Origin of the sequence: uncultured Sulfitobacter sp. (genome assembly GCF_947499945.1) — a bacterium.
GTDB lineage: Bacteria > Pseudomonadota > Alphaproteobacteria > Rhodobacterales > Rhodobacteraceae > Sulfitobacter.
In genome coordinates, this window is sequence record NZ_CANMQD010000001.1 from 1,420,203 (window position 1) to 1,441,599 (window position 21,397).

Consider the following 21,397-nt stretch of genomic DNA (forward strand, 5'->3'; position numbering starts at 1 on the left):
ATTTAAGACAACTGCCAATATCCAAATCCAAACCCCGTCTTGCACTTTTCCAGAGCAAGGCGCATTAAATCCATATGGCTGCTCCTCTTACTCAAAACCGATCAGGTCAGGCCATTGCCCTCAAAACAGGGGCCGTCTTTTTGTTTATGGTCATGGCCGCCCTGATCAAGGCTGCCTCTGACGGCGTCCCGCCGGGGCAGGCAGTATTCTTCCGGTCCTTCTTTTCCATACCAATCCTCGTTTTGTGGCTCTGGCAGCAAGGGCACCTGCATGACGGATTTAGGGCCAATAATGTCCTCGGGCATGTCTGGCGCGGTCTTTTCGGGACCACCGCCATGGTGCTCACGTTTGCAGGTCTCGCCCTCCTGCCCCTGCCCGAAGTCACTGCCATCGGATATGCCACGCCGATGTTCACCGTGATCCTCGCGGCCATTTTTCTAGGGGAACGTATTCGCCTTGTGCGAGTCTCTGCTGTGGCATTGGGGCTGGTTGGTGTGGTGATTGTAATCGCACCTCGCTTGTCCGCGAGCCAAGATCTAACAAGCGCCGCAACAATCGGGGCATTGATGACACTCGCTGCTGCGCTGTTGCGCGCTTTGGTTCAAATCCACGTACGCCGATTGGTCCAGACAGACACCACATCAGCGATTGTGTTCTACTTTGCACTCACGGCCAGCTGCGTTTCACTCCTCAGCCTCCCATTGGGGTGGATATTTCCGCATCCCTCATTGGTATGGACATGGCCAGATATTACAGTTCTGGGATTGATCATTTCCGCTGGATTTATCGGTGGCATTGCGCAAATCATGGTCACCTCATCCTATCGTTTTGGCAGTGCCTCCATGCTTGCACCCTTCGATTACTCCTCAATGATCTTTGCCACTCTCATTGGCTGGTTGGTCTTTAGCGAAGTGCCAACTCCCCCAATTTTGATCGGTGCTGCGCTAGTCATTTCTGGCGGCGTGCTAATCATATGGCGCGAGCGTCAGCTGGGGCTGGACCGCAGCAAATCAAAACCAAGCGTCGCCCCCTCAAGCACCCAAAATTAGGAACGCACAATGTCCGACGACCACAAAACCAAAATGCAAGAAGTTCAAGCCAAGCAGCGCAAGCGAATCTCCGAGCTTAAAGACCCTGAAAAGGGTCTGGTGCTGGTGCATACGGGCAATGGCAAAGGTAAGTCTTCCTCCGCCTTCGGCGTTATCATCCGCGCATTGGGTTGGGGACAAAAAGTAGGTGTTGTACAGTTCATCAAAGGCACTTGGAAAACCGGCGAGCGCCAGTTCTTCGAAAAGCTTGAAGAGGTCACTTGGCACTCCATGGGCGAGGGATTCACATGGGACACCCAAGACAAAGACCGCGATATCGCCGCCGCCGAAGCCGCCTTTGCCAAGGGCCGCGAGATGCTGGAAAGTGGTGAATACGACCTCGTTGTGATGGACGAAATCAACATCGCCATGCGTTATGACTACCTGTCGGTCGCGGACGTACTTGCAGGACTGGAGGCTCGGCATAAACGCACAGGTGTCATACTCACAGGTCGGGATGCAAAACCCGAACTCTGCGATTACGCCGATTTGGTCACCGAAATGACCGAAGTGAAACATCCTTTCAAAAACGGGATAAAGGCCCAGCGCGGTGTCGACTTTTAAGCGCCCATACTTCTTAGTATGTTGAAATCTTATCACCACGGGGGAAACCCGTGCTAGCCTGACCTTCCAGACAGGACGAATCGTCCCACCAGAGGACAGGCCTGTCCAATAGTGGAGGATTGATATGACTTTTAAGAAACTTACGGCACTTTGTCTTGGGCTATCGCTGGGGGCGGGTGCCGCTTTCGCGGACTGCACATCAACCAGCCAATGGGGAGCGGAGGATACCCTCGGCTCAGCCAATCTGGTGTCACCAGAACGGACATTGGAAGCAGCCAAGCTAATCAAACAGGGCAAGTCCATGCCGCTTGGCATTGCCATCGGATCAAACACACCCGCCTTCCCGCCGCGCTCGCTCAATTTGCAAGTGGTGCAACCGAACCAGCAAGGTGGTCAAAAGCTTTCAGGATTTGGTTATGAAGCGAACTATAACGATGACCTGCTGCAAACTTGGATCGGGATCGGCTCACAGCTGGATGGCCTTGGGCATCTTGGTGAAGGCGGCCACTACTATAACTGCCTCGACGAGAAAGAGATCAGTGCCATTACAGGCCTGACAAAACTTGGGACACATGCCGTACCACCGCTGGTCGGCCGCGCGGTCATCATCGATATGGCTGCACATACAGGGGTCGATGTCATGCCCGCAGGCGCGCATTTTGGCGAGGCGGAGATCAAAGCTGCCGCCGAGGCCCAAGGCGTGACCATGGGTGAAGGCGACATCATCCTGTTCCACACCGGTTGGACAGAGGGAATGATTGAAAATGATCCTACTGCGTGGGGCAGTTCCGAACCCGGACTGAACAACGAGGGCGCTGTCTATATCGCGTCGCTCAACCCGATGGCAGTGGGCGCAGATACATGGGGGTTAGAGCCTATTCCCGCACCTGAAGGGGATAAGGTCTTTTACGGCCATGTCACCTTGCTCAAAGAAAACGGCATCTACATTCTGGAGACGATGAACGTCGGGCCCCTTGTACGCGAAGGGGTAAGCGAGTTCATGTTCGTGCTGGGACAACCGCGCATCGTCGGCACAGTACAGGCTATGATCAATCCAGTAGCGCTCTATTAACGAGAGGATTTGCGAGGCCTTTGGCCTCGCTACGGAGCAAGCCGAATCTACGATCCGGCTTGCTCCAATTCAAATTTAGACTCTTATGCGCGCACGAGCTTTTCGTAGCTCTCGGCGATATCACGGGTCAGCGCACCTACCTCAAACGTATGCTCTCCGATTTGTCCAACAGGTGTCACTTCCGCCGCTGTTCCGGTCAACCAACACTGCTCAAACCCTGCCAACTCTTCCGGCATGATATGCCGCTCATGTACTGTGATACCGCGATCCCGCAACATACCGATGACAGTTTGACGCGTGATGCCGTTAAGGAAGCAATCAGGATCGGGCGTATGTACTTCACCATCTTTAACGAAAAAGATATTCGCGCCTGTCGCCTCAGCCACATAACCCCGATGATCATACATCATCGCATCGGAACAGCCCTTGGCCTCTGCCGCATGCTTGGACATCGTACAAATCATATAAAGGCCCGCCGCCTTCGCGTGGCAGGGGATCGTTTCGGGCGAAGGCCGCTTCCATTTGGAGATGTCGAGCTTGGCGCCTTTCATCTTGGCGTCACCGTAGTAGGCGCCCCACTCCCAAGCAGCAATCGCCATACGCACCGGGTTCTTTTGGGAGGCAACGCCCATATCCTCGCCCGCACCACGCCATGCGATCGCGCGCACATAGGCATCTTTCAGACCCGAGTCCGCGAGCACAAGCGCCTTGGCTGCCTCAATCTCGTCAATGGAATAGGGAATCGTGAAATCGATCATCTCGGCCGAGCGTTTCAGACGCTCGGAATGTTCACGGCTTTTGAAAATCTTGCCATTATACGCCCGTTCACCTTCAAACACGGAGGAGGCATAGTGCATGGCATGTGTCAGAATATGCACATTGGCATCCCGCCACGGCACCATCTTTCCATCCATCCAGATGTGCCCGTCCCGATCATCATATCCGCCAGCCATAACAGCTCCCTTCAAAATTCATCTATTTTTCCATATATTGCGCAATAATGTAATCGTTTGACATATAGTTACGCAAAACTTGATGTGGCGTAGCCTTTCGGGGTTGGAGTGTCAACAACACTGACATAAACTGCCCACTACAATTACTCTTGGGGAGACAATCCATGGACAGGCGCGCATCCAGCCCCTCCAGCGGCGAAGCACTGCTTTTTCTCACCGACGAGCAGTTGCGGCAGGGAATCGAGGCGATGTTTTTCGCCTATCGCGGCTTCACTGCCGATCCCGACCGCATCCTTGCCGACATGGCCTATGGCCGCGCCCACCACCGCGCCATTCATTTTATCGGGCGTGCACCCAATACCACCGTCAACAACCTGCTCAATATCCTCGGAGTAACAAAGCAATCGCTGAACCGTGTATTGCGCACCCTGATTGCGGATGGTCTGGTAGAGAGCAAGGTAGGCCGCATGGACAAGCGCGAACGCCACCTCAACCTGACGCAAGCGGGACGCACATTGGAACAAACCTTATCAGACGCCCAACGCGCCCGCATGCGAGCCGCTTTTCGTGAGGCAGGTCCAGACGCCGTATCGGGTTTCCGCACTGTCCTTGAGGCGATGATGGATGGCGAGATGCGCGCCACTTACGGTCGATTGAAAGACACAACATCATGAACACACCAGACGCCCACCTGCTGATCGTCGACGATGATGAACGTATCCGCACGCTGCTGCAAAAGTTCCTGATGCGCCACGGGTTTCTCGTGACAGCTGCCCGTGACGCCGCCCACGCACGGCGTATCCTGTCAGGTCTTGAATTCGATATGTTGATCCTCGACGTTATGATGCCGGGCGAGGACGGGCTGACGCTCACCCGCTCGCTGCGCGAGACCATGAACACCCCCATTCTGCTCCTCACTGCCAAGGGGGAGACGGACAACCGCATCGAAGGGCTTGAGGCGGGGGCAGACGACTACCTCGCCAAACCGTTCGAGCCCAAGGAACTGCTCTTGCGGATCAACGCAATTCTGCGCCGCGTTCCCGAAGCAGCCCCCCAAGACACAGCACCCAAAGTGCTAACCCTTGGCACGATCCGATATGACATGGAACGGGGCGAGATGTGGCAAGGCGAAGACCTTGTCCGCCTCACCGCCACTGAAATTCAACTGATGAAAATCTTTTCCGCCAAACCCGGTGAAGCGCTGAGCCGCACCACCTTGGTCGAAGAACTGGGCCGTGATCGCGGCCAAGCCCAAGAGCGTGCCGTGGACGTGCAAATCACCCGCCTACGGCGTAAGATTGAAGCAGACCCCAAGCAACCGCGCTATTTGCAAACCGTGCGTGGCGCGGGATACATGCTCGCCCCTGACTAATCGCCGCGACGGAATTTTCCCTTTGGAAAACACATCAATTGGCCCCGCCCGATACTGGCCTTACGGGCTTCATCACCCTATGCTTGCTCCAACACATGCCAAGAGAGAATTACATGAGCGAAACACCTGTAAACGAGATGAGCTTTGAAGCTGCTATGACCGAACTGGAAGCCGTTTTGGGCAAGCTGGAGCGTGGCGATGTCGCACTCGACGAGAGCATCGCCTTGTATGAGCGCGGCGCTCTGCTCAAAGCGCGTTGCGAAGCAAAACTCAAAGAAGCCGAAGAAAAAGTCGCTGCTATCACGCTCGACGCAGACGGAAACCCCGCCGGATTGAAACCCGTCGAAGGCCTGTAGCATGAGCGGCTTTGCCAATGCGTTGCGAGATGCAGGGGCATTGGCCTCAGCCCATATCGAAGACGCCCTGACAGGAACAACAGGCCCCATCCGTGATGCAATGATCTACGCTACCGAAGGTGGCAAAGGGTTGCGCGGGTTTCTTGTGCTTGAATCCGCTCGCTTGCACGGGATCGGGGCACAAGCTGCCGCCCCCGCCGCTGCCGCAATCGAAGCATTGCACGCCTATTCGCTGGTCCATGATGACTTGCCTTGCATGGACGACGACGATCTGCGCCGTGGCCGCCCCACCGTCCATCGCAAGTGGGACGAGTCCACAGCCGTTCTGGCAGGCGATGCGCTCCAGACCCTCGCCTTTGGACTGGTCGCTCAAACCACCTGTCCTGATGCGGCAAAACTTGCCCTTGTGACCACCCTCGCACAGGCCTCTGGCGTGCGTGGCATGGTCGGCGGTCAGGCTCTCGACATCGCAGCCGAAACCGCAGATGTGGCCCTGACATTAGACGAAATCATCACGCTCCAAGCTGGCAAAACAGGCGCACTTATTGAATGGGCCGCCACCACTGGGCCACGCATGGCACAGGCTAACACAGGTCCTCTGGGACAATATGCCCGCGATCTGGGCCTCGCTTTCCAGATTGCTGATGATATCCTTGACGTCGAAGGCGATGCCACGACAGTTGGGAAAGCAGTGGGCAAGGACGCGAGAGCAGGCAAGGCCACCTTCGTGTCACTGCTTGGCCTTGATGGCGCCAAAGAGCGGGCGCAAACATTGGTTAACGCCGCATGTGACGTGCTATCACCATATGGCGCGGAAGCGGATACGTTGCGCGAGGCGGCACAGTTTGTTGTCGCACGAAAAAGCTAGGGACAAGATAATGACCGACACGCCGAACACACCCCTACTGGACCGGATCTCCCGCCCCGCCGACATGAAGTCACTCTCGGATCGTGAGTTGCACCAGCTTGCTGCGGAAGTCCGCGCCGAGACAGTCTCGGCTGTTTCCGTTACGGGCGGCCACTTGGGCGCGGGTCTTGGTGTGGTTGAATTGACCGTGGCTCTACACGCCGTATTCGACACCCCACGCGACAAAATCATTTGGGACGTAGGCCACCAATGTTACCCCCACAAAATCCTGACAGAGCGCCGCGACCGCATCCGCACGCTGCGCATGGAAAACGGGCTGAGCGGCTTTACCAAGCGTTCTGAGTCTCCCTATGACCCCTTCGGGGCCGCCCACAGTTCCACATCCATCTCCGCCGCCCTTGGCTTTGCCGTGGCGCGAGATTTGGGCGGTGTCGTGCCTGAGGGGCTTGGCGATGCTATTGCTGTTATCGGCGATGGCTCCATGTCTGCAGGCATGGCCTATGAGGCGATGAACAACGCGGGCCACCTCAAGAAACGCATGATCGTTATTCTTAACGACAACGAGATGAGCATCGCACCCCCCGTCGGTGCCATGTCCGCCTACCTCAGCCGCCTTTATGCAGAAGAGCCTTTTCAAGAACTCAAATCCGCCGCAAAAGGCGCGGTGAGCCTGCTCCCCTACCCCTTCCGCGAAGGGGCCAAACGCGCCAAGGATATGCTCAAGGGGATGACTGTCGGCGGGACGCTGTTTGAACAGCTCGGATTTAGCTATCTCGGCCCCATCGACGGCCACGACATGGATCAACTCCTGCCTGTACTGCGCACTGTCAAAGCGCGCGCCACTGGCCCAATCCTGATCCACGTGTTGACGAAAAAGGGCAAAGGTTACGGCCCCGCCGAAGCCGCCCGCGATAAAGGGCACGCAACTGCCAAATTCAACGTAGTGACGGGCGAGCAGAAAAAAGCTCCCAGCAACGCACCCAGCTATACGAACGTCTATTCCGATAGCCTCGTTCAGCTCGCTGCTGACGATGATAAGATTTGCGCGATAACAGCCGCCATGCCGGACGGCACCGGCCTCAACCTGTTTATGGAGCGCTACCCCTCGCGTTGCTTTGACGTTGGCATTGCAGAACAACACGGTGTGACCTTCTCCGCCGCGCTTGCCGCTGGCGGAATGAAACCGTTTTGCACCATGTATTCCACTTTCCTGCAACGCGGATACGATCAGGTCGTCCATGACGTTGCGATCCAGCGTTTGCCGGTTCGTTTCGCCATCGATCGTGCGGGCCTTGTTGGCGCTGACGGTGCTACCCACGCAGGCTCCTTTGATATCGCCTATCTCGCCAATCTTCCCGGTTTCGTCGTCATGGCCGCTGCAGATGAGGCAGAGCTCAAACATATGGTCGCTACCGCCGCGGCGCATGATGACGGCCCCATCGCTTTCCGCTTTCCGCGCGGCGAAGGGCGCGGAGTCGATATGCCGGAACGCGGCATCCCGCTTGAGATCGGCAAAGGCCGTATTATTCGCGAGGGCGGCCGCGTCGCGATTCTCTCCTTTGGTACACGCCTTGAAGAAGTTGAGAAAGCCGCCGAGGCACTTATGGCGAAAGGCATCACACCCACGATCGCCGATGCCCGCTTTGCCAAGCCGCTAGACCGCGACATGATTCTATCCCTCGCGCAAAACCACGAGGCTCTGATCACCGTCGAAGAGGGCGCCGTTGGCGGCTTTGGCAGTCATGTCGCCCAACTGCTTGCGGAGGAAGGCGTGTTCGACAAAGGTCTCAAATACCGCTCAATGGTCCTGCCTGACATCTTCATCGATCAGGCCAGCCCGGAGAATATGTACGCCGTCGCAGCCATGAACGCGGAACACATCGAAGCCAAAGTCCTCAACACCCTCGGCATCGCCAAACTCGGCGTGCAAACCGCCTAGTCCTTGCGCACAGCAATCAGTTGGTCGAGCTTTGCTTCAAGCACAGCCAGCTTTCCTTGCACATCCTCACGGTAGGCATCAGTGCTGGCGACTGATTCCTCCTGATGCGCATCCTGCATAGAGTTAACGATCAGACCGACCAGAAGGTTCACCACTGCAAATGTCGTCATCATGATGAACGGGACAAAGAACATCCATGCCAGAGGATAGACCTCCATCACAGGGCGCACGATCCCCATGGACCAACTCTCCAGCGTCATAATCTGGAACAGCGAATAGCCAGAGCGCCCCAGCGTCCCGAACCACAGGTCAAAATCTGCAGCCTGCTCGGGCGTACAAACTTCACACCCCATTCCAAACAACTTGGTCGCCATCACAGCTCCAATATAGAAAATCAGCGACATGAGCAGAAAGACCGATGCCATACCAGGGAGCGCGGTAACAAACCCCTCCACCACACGGCGCAGGTTTGGCGCGACCGAAATGATCCGCAGTACACGCAAAATCCGCAAAGCACGCAGCGCCGAGAACCCTTCAGCGGCTGGAGCAAGCGAAATACCCACGATAATAAAGTCAAAAATATTCCAACCGTCGCGGAAGAATCGAGCGCGATAGGCGATCAGCTTTGCCACCAATTCAACTACAAAGATCGACAAACAAACTTGGTCCAGCAACAGGATTAGGCCACCTACCTGCTCCATAATCGGTTTGGATGTCTCGAGGCCCAGAATAATTGCGTTGAACAGGATCACCCCGAGAATCGTATTCCGCACAAAGTCCGATTCCAATGTTGCGGTCAACTTTTGAGTGAGTGTCATAGCGGCTCCGCATTCTTTGAGGTTGGGGTGTATATGGCGTGTGCACAGGAGCGCGACAAGGCACCACAAAATGAGAAATTTAGGCGCCGCGACCAGCACTCTGCGCCAATATCGCAGCAAGGCCACTGCGGTAGTCGGGATAGTGCGGCGACCAGCCCAACTCACGCTTGATATGATCATTCCTGACCCGCTTGCTCTCCGCATAAAAGCTGCGTGCCATAGGGGTCATCTCCGCATCTTCAAACGCAACAGCAGGCGGGACAGGCACACCCAACAACTCGGCGGCATAGCCGATCACATCCTCAGGCGGTGCAGGACTATCGTCACACAAATTATAGATAGCGCCCCGCGATGGCGCGTTGAGCGAAAGCTCCAGCGCAGAGGCGATATCCTCGACGTGGATACGACTGAATACCTGCCCCTGCTTAATGATTCTACGCGCTGTGCCATTGCGTACCTTGGCAAAGGGCCCACGCCCCGGCCCATAGATGCCGGCAAGACGGAAGATATGGAGCGGTAAGTCCCGAATCGACTGCCATGCAACCTCAGCATCAACCCGCGCCTGTCCACGTGCCGTGCTGGGGTTAAGCGGTGTCTGCTCGTCTACCCAACCACCGCTATGATCACCGTAAACACCTGTCGTTGAAAGATAGCCAACCCACCGCGCCTGAGGGGCTGCATCAACAATGGTATCTCGCAGCTCCGCCAACACCGGATCACCTGCAATACCAGGTCCTGCCGAAATCAGAATATTTGGGAATTCGGCGACCAACGACCGCAGGTCACTGCTCGGCCACTGCACGGGTTCTGCGCCTGTTGCGGCAATCCCTGCCATCTTGTCAGCACTGCGCGTCGTCCCAACGACATGCCAGCCCTCTTGCACCAACCGCGCCGCTAGTGCCCGTGCACTATAGCCATGACCAATGGATAAAAGGCGATTGTCCACGAGAACACTCCAGTTGTTTCATCAGACTAGTGCAAAGAGACCTTACCCTTGAAAGCAAAACGGCCCTCCCAAAAGGGAAGGCCGAATTGTAACGAACAGAGTGGAAGACTTAGTCTTCGATCTCTGGTGTGACTGTGTCGCTGTCGCTGTCGCTGCTTACCAGTGCTGCTACTGCTGCTGCTGCAACAAGGCCGCCTACTACAACTGGAACACCGATACCGGAGCTACCTGTTACTGGTGCAACGTACTCGCGCTCAGGCTCTGCTTCGTAAGTGGTGTTCAAGGAACCCGCGAAAGAAGCGGAGGCTGCTACTGCGAAGAGTGCGGCAAGAGAAACTGTTTTCATCATGTCATTTGTCCTGTTTATCAAAATAGCGGAATGAACTCGCGATTGCGGTCTGAATAACCGAGTTAAAAATATTTCACAACGTTGTTAAAGCTACGGCCCAAATAAAACAGGCGCAGTTTCGCCAACTGTTGCATACTTGCCTAGTTTTTGACTAGTACTACTTCAAAATAACCGACCCGTGGACCGATCCACTGACGCGATTTTCGGACCAGCCCGGTGGACGGCTGCACCCAATACTCATTACGCAATACAGCATCGCCGCGGACCCCCCCCACACAATCCTCACGTATGTAATTTGTGTTAAATGTCTGATTTACAATGGTTATACGCTCTTGCCCTATAACGTCCAGTTTGCACTGAAACCGATATTCCGTTGTCGTAACGTCACCATCCGAGACCACGTAGGTCCTGACACCGCTGCGATCTGCCCCTGCAGACAGTGCTTTGATTGTCACATTGGCGTCCGCTGAAATCATATCGCCACCAACGCCGCGCGTTCCGATAATTACACCGTTCCGCAGGAAAACCCGCGCATTATCAGTCGAATTCCAGACCTCAACAGTCCCAAGACCCGAATCACGACGCGTAGTGGCACGCCCTAAAAACGAACTTCCTCCCAGCAATTCTGGATTGATCTGTAGCAAAGGCTGATCAATCTCCGCCAACTGCGCGGCGGTCAATTCAAGCTTTTGAGGTGGTCCAGCTCTGCGAGCCGCAATCACCTGACTCAGGGAGTCTAACACCAGTTTAGGCGTGTTGGTCCCTGTCCCTTGCTCAGAGCTACACCCGACGAGAACAAGGCCCATCAAGCCAACGCAAACGAGGCGTGAAATCTCTTTGATCATTCCCATACTCCGGACCAATTCCCGACCAAGCCTTCTCGATGGCCGCTGCGCACCTGTTCATACAAACGACCCGGCACATTCAAACGTGCTCCGCCATCTCGCGTCAGAGGCCTTAGGGTGGTCGACCGCTTGCGCTGATCTGGCTTGCCAATTAACCAATCCATTGGAATGGTGACTGTAATGCCTTTATCAAAAGACCCCTCACCAAAATCTTCGGCGGACACATCGGTTAGCGTAAAGAACCCGCCAACGCGCCATCCGTTTGCAAACTCGCGCTCAAGCGTCACAGTCCCACCAACGTCACCCGCAAGGTAGCGCCCGACGTCAAGCTGACCTGTGAAACCATTGCCAAATTCGTAATAGGCAGAAGCGTGACCTGTTGCGACGCCGTAGTCTTGAAACCCGAGTGCGTTATCAAAAGCACGCTGCTTTACATAATTCGCCTCAACACCCAGCGCGAGGCGGCTGCCAACGGGCTTCCACAGCACTTCTGCTGAAACGCCACCGAACATCCGCTCAAGGTAACCTGCCGTAACCCGCGCATAAACGTCTGGTGCGGCCTTCCACTGGCGATTCACATAGAGGTTCGTAATGGACGTAGCGCCACCTTGATCATACAGAACAGCATCCGTTCGCACATGTTCCAAAGCAGACGTATTGCTGGAACCGTCACTGTCACTCGCACTTGTCAAACGATGCTGGAGTTGCCCTGCAACCTTCCAACCCGGGATTGGTTCATAGGACAAGTTAAGTTGGAGACCTGCATTAAACTCCACAGGCTTATCCGGATCAAACAACCTCTGGGTGAGGTACGGGCCGACAGACCAGTTAAAAATAGGAAACAGATCCTCGTTGCGCGCACTGCCAGCCAAGTTGGGTGCAGCACTTGTAATACCAGCGACGGCCAAAAGCGCATCTGACGAATTCGGCGCAAACTCTAGCGCCTCAAGGTCAGAGCGGCGCAAAACGATCGCAGACTGCGCCAGATTGTTCACCACGGGGACGATGCGGAATGTCTCAACCGAGTCTGGCAACAAACGCGCCAAAACACGCGCTACCCGTCCAACCGATACCGCCGTAGCTCCATATCGCTCATTGCTGTAGCGTACTTCCGTGGTTGAGGCTGTCGTTTTAACCTCAATGAGGGTCAGCCCCTCGGCCTCCAACAAAGGCACCAACGCATCGCGTACCAGAACAGAGCCTTCGACTTCGGATGCAGCCCACGCGGTATCATAAGCCTCGGGCTGCTCGCGACGGCTTGGGCGGATGAAATAGGGACGCGGCGCGGGAATACGCTGCTGTGAAACGGGGCGGTTCGGATTGAATTGCAGTTGTACGTTCACGCCAAGCTCGGAACCGTAAAGATAATATGCACCAACACGAATGCCTTCAGTCACTTGATACTCGGCACCAAAGTTGAAGCGTGATTTGCGGTCAAAAACTCCCCGCGTTGTCTCGGCGATATAAGCGTCAGAGCTATACTCGGCTTTCAGGCCCAACTTGCCATTTACGTTCCATTCCACCCCCGCAAAAGGCGCAGCCTCACCACGAAACCATTGATCTGTGGACAACTCGCCACCAGTATCTCCGGGCATAAACGCGGGGCGATCACCGCCAAAGGGCGCACCGATCCCGCCAGAGCTACCCAAGCGACCCCAGCCCAACCCGACAGTAGCTTTGACAGTTCCTGGAATACTGGCGCCCGAAAACGTTTTGGTCGCGGCAACAAACTCACCTGCGTAAATGCCCGTACCTGCAAAATCCTGCAATCCGACGGTCACCGCTGGTAAATACTGGCTCTCGCGGTTCAGTAAGAAACGCACATCAAAACTACGGTCGCGGTAGGTATCGAAGGATTGACTGAAGTTCGGATTATCGATCCCAACATATCGAAAGCTGGCCTGTATCCGTGGCGTAGCCTGAAACGTCAGGGTCGTTCGAGTCTGACTGCCAAAGTTGGAAACACCAATCGCCACCTGACCATCAGGCAGCGCCTCAGCCGAAGGCATATCGATAAGGCCCGAAGCGCCATAGAAATTCAAGGACGGCCTGTTTGGCACCTCGAAAATCCCGTCTACATTATCAGCGATAAGAATGGACGGCACCAGCGCCACAGACCCAAGAAGGGCTGCGCTCAGGGATGAAATTGCTAATTTCCTGATCATTCGTGACTCTCTGCCAAAGACTTATTTTTCCGCGACCATGCACGCATACGTCCGCCAGCGCAACAAAAGCTACGAATCATCGGTGGTATTCACCGCCAGCGTGACAAATCTGCGTAAATCTAGGAGACATCAGCCTTCGGAAGTGGTCGTTGATAGCCTTCCACCCACTGCCGCGCCACGTCCAAAGCAAGGTCTTCGTCGCTTGCGACATAGGCCTCACGCAAACGGCGAAGCGCACCTGCGATCTCGATCTGGGGCAACCCAACTTCATGCGTCATAAAGATCTTAGGATAGTTAGTGCCCAAAAGTTCACCTGACAGCGTCAACTCTTCGGACATCTTCTCACCGGGGCGCAAACCAGTAATTTCAATTTCGATGTCCCCATCAGGGTTCGCGGCGTCACGCACTTGATACCCTGCACTCTCGATGACCTGCCGCGCAAGCTTAAGGATCGGAACAGGCTTTCCCATATCCAGCACAAAAGTCTCAGCATCTCGGCTCACAGAACAGGCCTGCAACACCAAGCGCACGGCCTCTTGCACGGTCATAAAATACCGTTCGACACCTTTGTCCGTCACGGTAAGCGGTCCACCACGGCTCAACTGGTCCTGAAACAGGGGCACCACCGATCCCGAAGACCCAAGGACATTACCAAACCGAACGATAGAGAAAACAGTGCGGTCCTTTTGATGCTGACGCTTGGCCAAGCTTTGGATGACCAATTCGGCCAACCGTTTCGAGGCGCCCATGACATTCGTAGGTCGCACGGCTTTGTCGGATGAGATAAGCATAAACCGCTCAACACCTGCCTTCGCCGCCTGCTCTGCCAACGTCTGCGTGCCGAAGACATTGTTCACCAAACCGCTCAGGGGGTTCGCTTCAACCAAGGGAACGTGTTTGTAGGCTGCTGCATGCAACACCACCTGAACCCCATGCGATACCAGAACTTTCCGCACCTGCCTGCTGTCTGTGACGCTCCCCAAAACAGGGACCAATTCTATATTAAGCTGCGCATCCTCAACAACACCACGCAATTCCATCTCAATATGATAAAGGCCTAACTCGCTCAGCTCGAACATAATGATCTTGCGTGGCTTACAATCCAGCACCTGACGACACAACTCTGACCCGATAGAACCACCTGCGCCAGAGATTAGAACCACTTTGTCTTCGTAACACTTACGCGCGTCGCCCAACGGGTTGGACACCTCCGTACGGCCCAAAAAGCTGCGCGCAGAAAGAGGCGTCAACTGACTAACCAACGCCTCTGCACCGATCAGCTGCGAGAAAGAGGGCAGAGTCTGCACTTCAAGCCCCATCCGCTCCAACTTGCGCGCGATCTGTGCCTGCTTTGGCTGACTCAACGAGGGCACCGCAAGCAATACGCGGTCAATCTGGTTGTCTTTGGCAACGGTAGCTATGTCCGATGGCGGATACACAGGCAGACGTTGCACCCGCATTCCTTGCAATCCTTTGTTGTCATCTACAAACGCGACAGCCTGGATATGCTCATGACCCCGTAACGCCGAGACAAGCTGTGATCCCGTTGCGCCCGCGCCATAGATCAAAACCCGCGTCCGGTTTGACGAATAGCGATATACCATCAGGACAACTTGTAACATCACTGCACGACTGCCCACAGCGAGACAGAAAAACGCAGCGCCAAACACCATGTGTAGGCCAATAGGAAAGTCCAGCGCAGCAATATCCGAAAAAGTAACCGAGGCAATCGTGAGAAAAGTCGCCTGCACCGCCGTCAAGCCAACTGAGGCCGCCTCATAAGCGCTTACCTGAATGTCACAAATCCCGACCCATAGCGAAATACCAATGCCCGCGAAGATAATATAAGGGAGCAAGAGCATGAAGCTGCTCATATTCTCCGAAATCCCACCCTCAAGGCTGAGCGCTACAAAAGCAAACACCATGGCCAAAGGTACCAAAGCACTGTCAACGCAAAGCATCACCAGCCGTTTTTGGGTTTTAGTTAGTGTTTTGATCCAATTAAGCATTCAGACCCTATATCTGTAATCGCCCGTCCACGCTGGCGTGTCGGGGCCCTATTCCTACAACCTGCATCGCTTTGCGATGCTGGCCTAACTGTCGGATTCTCCCTAATTTAACCAACTTCGCCGAAATTTCATATCAAATGATTAAATTCTCGGAATTTTTGAGCGCTACTCAGCTTTTAGATCTGCGAAAAAGATTACCGATTGTCTGGAAAACCAGATCAAAGTCATAGCAAACATTTTGATGCCGTTGATATATGAGGTCCAGCTTCGCTTTGCGCGGGACACAGATACGGCAATAAATATCATCAGTCTGCGCTGCAGTCTCGCAACGCGACAAAAGTTGGTCCTCGTGCTTGTGAAACCTTATGGTCGCGAGGCCTGTTACACCGGGGCGGGATTTTAGCACTTGGCTGTATATCTCTGGAAACCGCTCAACATACTCGCGCAGCGGTGGCCGCGGCCCGACAAACGACAAGTCCCCTTTCAAGATATTCCAAAGCTGCGGAAACTCATCCATTCGCTTTGCCCGCAGACGCGCGCCCACTGGCGTAACACGCGAAGCTTTGTGCGCACCCGAAACCCCTTGATCATTCTCGACCACCGTCATCGTGCGGAACTTAATAAGACCGAAGGACTCATCTGGTGTCTTCATCCGCTCCGCCACATAGAATAAGGGGCGTCCCTGTTTGAGGTAAATATACACCACCAATATTAAAATGACCGGCCCAAGGATCACGACCAGCAAGCTGGCGAAAAACAAATCAAAAATGCGCTTTCGCAATGTCATCGACGTTTGTTCCCTATTGCCAGCGCGTCGAAATGACCGCCCAGCCCATCGTTTTCTCCACGATAGCGCCACCTGACGCCTACCTAGCGATACTGCCTTAACCAACCCCCCTGCAACAGGTGAGGATAAAGTTTACGCTCGTTTTTGGTAAAGATTGACGGGATACGCCGTTTCAGTATCTTTGCGCAAAGACGTTTAAGCCTGAAACGCCGAAAACAAAGCGCGTAGCACGGGCAACTAACACCTGATTGAGCGGTATATTTCATGATCCGACTACCAAAATATATTCTTTGCATCGCCCTCGTCGCGGCACTTTCAGCGTGCGGCACCCTCCCGCGCGGCGCTGCCATTCAGGCCGAAATTACCAGAGGCGCGGACCAGCCCGAAGCTGACTTCGCGGTATATCCAGTTTCAAAAGCATTCCTGCCCAGTGTCGCGGCATGGCCCAGCACAGGCGAGCGTCACTACAGCTGGATCGGACACAGCCACGGCTCAAATGCCCAAATCATCCGTCCTGGCGACATGCTCAATGTAATAATCTGGGACAGTGCGGAAAACTCCCTACTCATGGCTCCTGGACAACGCAGCGTAGATCTCAGCAACATGCGCGTAGCGTCGAACGGGACAATTTTTATACCCTACGTTGGAACAGTACGCGTCGCGGATCGGTCACCAGACAATGCACGCCAGACATTGCAGCGCCAGCTTGAAACAATCGCACCAGGCGCACAGGTTCAGCTTTCCATGTCGGAAGGTCGCACAAATTCGATTGATATCGTCGGCGGCGTTCGTTCCCCCGGCAATATAAAAATGCCCGATCAGAATTTCTCGGTCCTCGCCGCGATCTCTGCTGCGGGCGGCGTGGAGGCTGCGCTAACGAACCCGCGCGTCAAGCTGGTGCGCGGCCACAAAACATACCGCACGTCCCTCAACCGTCTTCAGGACAACCCAAAGCTTGATACGCGTTTGGTGGGTGGCGACCAACTCATTGTTGAAAATGACAAACGCTATTTCCTGTCGTTAGGTGCCGCTGGCGCTGAGAGCCAGTTCCCATTCAACCGCGATCAAATATCTGCACTTGATGCTCTCTCGCTCATCGGAGGTGTGGACGACAATCGCGCAAATCCAAAGGGTGTTTTGATCCTGCGCGAGTACCCTGCCTCCGCCCTTGATGCGGGCCAGCGCGGACCACGCCAGCAGCGCGTCGTCTTCACAATTGACCTCACCACCTCTGACGGACTGTTCTCGGCGCGTAACTTCTTCATCAACTCTGGTGATCTTGTGCTCGCCACCGAAAGTCCCGTATCGTCTGCGCGTGTGGTTGTTGGCCTGATCGGCTCTGCCTTTGGCCTGATTAACGTCACCAAATAAAATCGCATCAGCGATTCAGATCTATTTGCGCATCGAAACTTGTTTATCCTGCGGCAGCAGGGCGTTCATCTCTGCGACATGCACAGGCAAACATTTGGTAAGAAAATCATACTCCGCTACTACGTGTCGACGGGCCGCAGGCCCCAGATCGGCAAAATCCTGCGGGCGCTCCAGCACCTCTACAACCTGCTTGGCCAATGCCGCAGGATCGTGAAAATCTACCAAAAGCCCTGTCTTGCCATGAGTCAGAGCCTCCCGCACAGGCTCCACATCAGAGGCAACAATTGTGGCCTCCATCGCCATCGCCTCAAGCAGTGACCACGACATCACAAACGGCATGGTCATATAGATGTGGCATCGGCTAATCTGAATGATCTTCTGATAGTCCGCATAAGGGACCTGCCCCAAAAAATGCACACGGGTCCAATCGACGCGGTCGCCCACTTCGGCTTCCATCTCCGCACGCAATCCACCCGGGTTTTTGCTCTTGGCGCCATAGGACACCTCGTTCCCGCCAATCACTAAAACCCGCGCATTGGGCCGTGCCGCCAAGATATCAGGCAGCGCGCGCATGAACTGATGAAACCCGCGCATCCGCTCAAGGTTACGCGCCATATAGGTGACAATCTCGTCGCCGCACCCCACTGGCTTCTCTATACGCCCCAGCTTTAGCTTCGCCTGCGGATCGGGCCGCAATTTGTCTGTACGGATGCCGTCATGGCAGACATAAATCTTATTATGAAACTCGGGCGGAAAACAATCGCGCTGCCACTTTGTCGGGCTAAGGCCGCGATCTACCGTCATGATATTCGCATTCGGCACTGCATTACGTGCTTGGAGTAAAAACGGCGTGTGTTCGTTGACAGGCTCTTCAGGGTCGAAATTCACTGGCCCGCCGTGCAGGCGATAATAATACTCAAAGAACCCGATAATCGGCACATCAGGCCAAAGCTGCTTAAAAAAAGTAAGCTCACCCCACCCAACATGCCCTACAATAATGTCAGGCTTGAAGCCTTCCTCAGTCTCAATCCGCTTAGCTGCGATCACCGCACCAAAACCGGCACCTGTCGCCTCTTCCCATACTTTGCTCAGACCATAAGCATCTTTTTTTGGGGCGTAATGGGTCTTATAAACGCGTCCTTCCACGCCCTCGATCTGGGGCGGATTTCTGCGTTGGGTCAGGAAATAAATCGTATGCAACTTCTGCTCAGCCAGCCATTGCACCAACTCACGATATTGGCCCGGCATGTTCTGATGCACAAAGAGGATATTCATAGAGACTGCACGCCCTTAATTGACACAATAATTCTGTCTCAGGTAACCCTGCAAATGGCCCTTTGGCAAACACCTTCTTGGGCCTTCATCCGCGCTTACGGTTCTTGAGGCGTTCGCGCATCATCGCTTTGCCTGCATCAGTTCCGTCGTGAAACGAGCCGAACAGCTTGTCCCATGGCACATCCAGATTTCCGTAATTCACCTCAAAATAGCGATGATGAATCTGGTGATGGAAATTGCCCAGATGCACCCGCTTTTTGTTGCGGACCCGAAGGCCCTCAAATCCAGTGTGCGAGGTTATGGCCAACAACGCGTAAAACATCAGATGGAAAATCACATGCACAGGACTACTCGGCACGACGAGATGGATAAGCACCGTTCCAAAATACATCACATGCTCCACAGGGTGCATCGACAGACCTGACCAAGGGCCGATGTCCGTATTCCGGTGATGCAGTGCGTGAAAGCGATACAGCGTATTTGTGTGGAGCAGTCGATGTATCCAGTAGAAATAGAAACTCTCCCAAACAGGGATCAGAAAGAAGAACGCAATGAACCACACAGGCATTTGCGCTAACGTAGTGTAGGGCAGCCAGCCATTCGCCAACCCCCACCAGCCCAGCGCTTCGAACAAACTCCAGACAGTCACACCCGACAATATCGTCCAGAACATGTTATCTTTGATTTGGTCCGAGAACGAAAACATCCGCCCCTGCCGCGGAAAGGGGCGTGGGTCGAATTTCAGATCGGTCCCTTGAGCAGCAATGCCGTGGAACCAATAGTGTAGCCCTCCCGCCAGCAGCGTCACAATCACCGCATTACGCAACCAGATGCCGAAAATCCACCAATCTGGCGTTAAAGCAGACTCTAACGTGGGGCTAAACAGACCCCAGCTCAGAAATGCCAGCGCCAGAATCCCCAGATTGATCGTCAGCGGAAACCACGCATCTGAGTACCATTTCAGCACGGCCAGCGGACGCGGCGGCCATTGCCACAGCGGCGAGACTTGAATCGCCCCATCGGGCGCATGGTTCCATTCCGCTCTGCTCATCGTGCGTAGTCCGACCCCTCGTCGTCCAAAATCGCCTTCAACTCCGCCAAGTGCCGTGCGTCCTGCTCGGGGTAGTTCTCCAACTCGCCCGCAGTCTTTTCCGCAATCTCGTCACTGATACGGCGCAACGGCAGACCCGTCTGCAAGGCGCGAATATACGTCTCCGCCGCCCGCTCGAAATAATACAAGCGGTTGAATGTATCGGCCACAGTATCGCCAATCACCATCACACCATGCGATCCCATCACCATCACTTTTTGCTTGGGATCGGTAAGCAAGGTCGCACAGCGTGCACCCTCATGCTCGAACGCCAGCCCACCGTAATCCTCGTCAATCACCACACGGTTAAAAAAGGTACAGCAGTTCTGGTCAATCGGCGGCAGGCGGCTGTCTTGCAGACACGCCAACACCGTGGCGAAAATCGAATGCACATGCATCACACACCGCGCATGAGGCACCGCCGCATGAACACCTCCATGCAATCCCCACGCCGTTGGGTCAGGCGCATTTGGCCCCGAGTAAGTCTCGGGATCATCCGCATCAATCAGCAGCATATCACTCGCCTTGATCCGGCTAAAATGCGCCTGATTAGGGTTCATCAAAAACTGCGAACCACTGTCATTCACCGCGAGGGAAAAGTGGTTCGCCACCCCCTCATGCATGTTGAGCCGTGCAGTCCAACGAAACGCCGCCGCGAGATCAACCCGCTCCTGCCAATGCTCCATATTCGGTTTCATCTGCGTCACACTCATCGGCCTATCTCCCTGTGCTTATGTTACAGCCTGCCCAATGCGCTGCGCACCCGCCACCCTGAAAGCGACACGCCCGCGCGGTTTTATTCGTCGTTCCCCCTACAGGCAAAATTGAGAAACCAAGTGCCGGCCAATCCGTATGGTCCGATGTGCACGATCTCCAAGGGGGGCTTTCCACAATAGCGGCCCGCTGCGCGCAACATCCGTTTTCCGGAATCGTGTTATCGTTGGAGTAATAGAATGTCTGGGCCACGAATTGCTGTGTCGGCAGCTTATCCAAAGGTCTGCTAGACTCAGAGATAGACACCCCACAACTCGTAAGAACAAGGATATTTATTATTGCTCCGAAATTACGCATCATATCGCCCTGCTCGGCACCCATGCGTACCCGTTCTCGCACAATATATATGCCTCACGCAGGCCGTGCGGCTTGTCCGCTGGCGTTTGCAAAATCGTACCGCCCGCTGCCTCTGCCACAGCACAGGCCGCTTCAGGATCCGTTTCATACAAACGTATCTCGATCCCCGCACCGCGCGGCGGGCTCTCGGGCAGCAACCCCAGCAATGGATTCGAATGATACGTACCGTCACTGTGCAACTGAAACACCTCGGTACCGTAGGTCACAATCGCGAAATCCGGTGTCGGCTGATGCGCCCGCATCCCGAAAACAGTCTCTAAAAAGGCTACTTCGGCACCAACATCGCGCACAAGCAGGTTAACCCCCATCCCGCGCAACCCCGCGCCAAATGCCGCTGCCCCGACAGTATCATAGTCCATATCACCCGCTCCCGCTTGAACCTGTACCAACCCTGTGGAA

Annotated in this window: 21 protein-coding genes; 9 read left to right on the forward strand and 12 right to left on the reverse strand. The window is 54.9% G+C overall.

Going from position 1 to position 21,397, the window contains the following annotated elements; translation table 11 throughout:
• Nucleotides 1–74: 74 nt before the first annotated feature.
• The 3 genes from Q0775_RS07130 (at nucleotide 75) to Q0775_RS07140 (ending at nucleotide 2,724) form a co-directional block, all read left to right on the forward strand.
• The gene (locus Q0775_RS07130) at nucleotides 75–1,049 is read left to right on the forward strand and encodes a DMT family transporter (protein ID WP_298858711.1); all 975 of its coding nucleotides are present in this window, start codon (nucleotides 75–77) and stop codon (nucleotides 1,047–1,049) included.
• A gap of 9 nt (nucleotides 1,050–1,058) precedes the next feature.
• The gene (cobO, locus tag Q0775_RS07135; protein WP_298858713.1) at nucleotides 1,059–1,652 is read left to right on the forward strand and encodes a cob(I)yrinic acid a,c-diamide adenosyltransferase; all 594 of its coding nucleotides are present in this window, start codon (nucleotides 1,059–1,061) and stop codon (nucleotides 1,650–1,652) included.
• A gap of 124 nt (nucleotides 1,653–1,776) precedes the next feature.
• Complete coding sequence (locus Q0775_RS07140; RefSeq protein WP_298858715.1) at nucleotides 1,777–2,724, forward strand: cyclase family protein; 948 nt, start codon at nucleotides 1,777–1,779, stop codon at nucleotides 2,722–2,724.
• 83 nt (nucleotides 2,725–2,807) lie between these two features.
• Here Q0775_RS07140 and Q0775_RS07145 read toward each other — a convergent pair whose 3' ends face one another.
• Entirely contained in the window at nucleotides 2,808–3,677 is an 870-nt protein-coding gene (locus Q0775_RS07145) for a branched-chain amino acid aminotransferase (protein ID WP_298858717.1), read from the reverse strand.
• A gap of 164 nt (nucleotides 3,678–3,841) precedes the next feature.
• Between Q0775_RS07145 and Q0775_RS07150 the strand changes: the two genes are divergently transcribed.
• The 5 genes from Q0775_RS07150 (at nucleotide 3,842) to dxs (ending at nucleotide 8,212) form a co-directional block, all read left to right on the forward strand.
• Nucleotides 3,842–4,351, forward strand: a complete 510-nt coding sequence (locus Q0775_RS07150; RefSeq protein ID WP_298858719.1) for a MarR family transcriptional regulator — start codon at nucleotides 3,842–3,844, stop codon at nucleotides 4,349–4,351.
• Nucleotides 4,348–5,049 carry a response regulator gene (locus tag Q0775_RS07155; RefSeq protein ID WP_298858720.1) on the forward strand — a complete coding sequence of 234 codons (702 nt, stop codon included), beginning with the start codon at nucleotides 4,348–4,350 and terminating at the stop codon, nucleotides 5,047–5,049. Before Q0775_RS07150 ends, Q0775_RS07155 begins: the two co-directional genes overlap by 4 nt.
• Nucleotides 5,050–5,162: 113 nt before the next feature.
• Nucleotides 5,163–5,405: an exodeoxyribonuclease VII small subunit gene (locus tag Q0775_RS07160; protein WP_298858721.1), complete on the forward strand. Its 243-nt coding sequence runs from the start codon at nucleotides 5,163–5,165 to the stop codon at nucleotides 5,403–5,405.
• 1 nt (nucleotide 5,406) lies between these two features.
• The gene (locus tag Q0775_RS07165) at nucleotides 5,407–6,273 is read left to right on the forward strand and encodes a polyprenyl synthetase family protein (RefSeq protein ID WP_298858723.1); all 867 of its coding nucleotides are present in this window, start codon (nucleotides 5,407–5,409) and stop codon (nucleotides 6,271–6,273) included.
• 10 nt (nucleotides 6,274–6,283) lie between these two features.
• Entirely contained in the window at nucleotides 6,284–8,212 is a 1,929-nt protein-coding gene (gene dxs, locus Q0775_RS07170) for a 1-deoxy-D-xylulose-5-phosphate synthase (RefSeq protein WP_298858725.1), read from the forward strand.
• Here dxs and Q0775_RS07175 read toward each other — a convergent pair.
• From Q0775_RS07175 to Q0775_RS07205, 7 genes are all read right to left on the reverse strand, one after another.
• Nucleotides 8,209–9,030 carry an ion transporter gene (locus tag Q0775_RS07175; protein WP_298858728.1) on the reverse strand — a complete coding sequence of 274 codons (822 nt, stop codon included), beginning with the start codon at nucleotides 9,028–9,030 and terminating at the stop codon, nucleotides 8,209–8,211. The genes dxs and Q0775_RS07175 overlap by 4 nt on opposite strands.
• A gap of 79 nt (nucleotides 9,031–9,109) precedes the next feature.
• Entirely contained in the window at nucleotides 9,110–9,976 is an 867-nt protein-coding gene (locus Q0775_RS07180) for an SDR family oxidoreductase (protein ID WP_298858730.1), read from the reverse strand.
• Between the two features lie 109 nt (nucleotides 9,977–10,085).
• A complete protein-coding gene (locus tag Q0775_RS07185) occupies nucleotides 10,086–10,325 on the reverse strand; it encodes a hypothetical protein (RefSeq protein ID WP_298858732.1) in 240 nt (79 codons plus the stop codon).
• A 140-nt stretch (nucleotides 10,326–10,465) separates the two neighbouring features.
• Nucleotides 10,466–11,170, reverse strand: a complete 705-nt coding sequence (locus tag Q0775_RS07190) for a YjbF family lipoprotein (RefSeq protein ID WP_298858734.1) — start codon at nucleotides 11,168–11,170, stop codon at nucleotides 10,466–10,468.
• Nucleotides 11,167–13,335 (reverse strand): YjbH domain-containing protein, encoded by a 2,169-nt coding sequence (locus Q0775_RS07195; protein ID WP_298858736.1) that lies wholly within the window; start codon nucleotides 13,333–13,335, stop codon nucleotides 11,167–11,169. The genes Q0775_RS07190 and Q0775_RS07195 overlap by 4 nt, the downstream gene beginning before the upstream one ends.
• Nucleotides 13,336–13,454: 119 nt before the next feature.
• Nucleotides 13,455–15,344, reverse strand: a complete 1,890-nt coding sequence (locus Q0775_RS07200) for a nucleoside-diphosphate sugar epimerase/dehydratase (RefSeq protein ID WP_298858738.1) — start codon at nucleotides 15,342–15,344, stop codon at nucleotides 13,455–13,457.
• Nucleotides 15,345–15,513: 169 nt separating this feature from the next.
• Nucleotides 15,514–16,131: a sugar transferase gene (locus tag Q0775_RS07205; protein WP_298858740.1), complete on the reverse strand. Its 618-nt coding sequence runs from the start codon at nucleotides 16,129–16,131 to the stop codon at nucleotides 15,514–15,516.
• A 264-nt stretch (nucleotides 16,132–16,395) separates the two neighbouring features.
• On the opposite strand from Q0775_RS07205, the gene Q0775_RS07210 reads away from it, so the two are divergent.
• Nucleotides 16,396–17,502, forward strand: coding sequence for a polysaccharide biosynthesis/export family protein (locus Q0775_RS07210; protein WP_298858742.1), 1,107 nt, complete (start codon nucleotides 16,396–16,398; stop codon nucleotides 17,500–17,502).
• 21 nt (nucleotides 17,503–17,523) lie between these two features.
• Here Q0775_RS07210 and Q0775_RS07215 read toward each other — a convergent pair whose 3' ends face one another.
• The 4 genes from Q0775_RS07215 to Q0775_RS07230 form a co-directional block, all read right to left on the reverse strand.
• Nucleotides 17,524–18,777, reverse strand: a complete 1,254-nt coding sequence (locus tag Q0775_RS07215) for a glycosyltransferase family 4 protein (protein ID WP_298858744.1) — start codon at nucleotides 18,775–18,777, stop codon at nucleotides 17,524–17,526.
• Between the two features lie 85 nt (nucleotides 18,778–18,862).
• Nucleotides 18,863–19,828 (reverse strand): sterol desaturase family protein, encoded by a 966-nt coding sequence (locus Q0775_RS07220; protein WP_298858746.1) that lies wholly within the window; start codon nucleotides 19,826–19,828, stop codon nucleotides 18,863–18,865.
• The gene (locus Q0775_RS07225) at nucleotides 19,825–20,580 is read right to left on the reverse strand and encodes a class II aldolase and adducin N-terminal domain-containing protein (RefSeq protein WP_298858748.1); all 756 of its coding nucleotides are present in this window, start codon (nucleotides 20,578–20,580) and stop codon (nucleotides 19,825–19,827) included. Before Q0775_RS07225 ends, Q0775_RS07220 begins: the two co-directional genes overlap by 4 nt.
• A gap of 357 nt (nucleotides 20,581–20,937) precedes the next feature.
• Entirely contained in the window at nucleotides 20,938–21,357 is a 420-nt protein-coding gene (locus Q0775_RS07230) for a VOC family protein (protein ID WP_298859980.1), read from the reverse strand.
• Nucleotides 21,358–21,397: the final 40 nt, after the last annotated feature.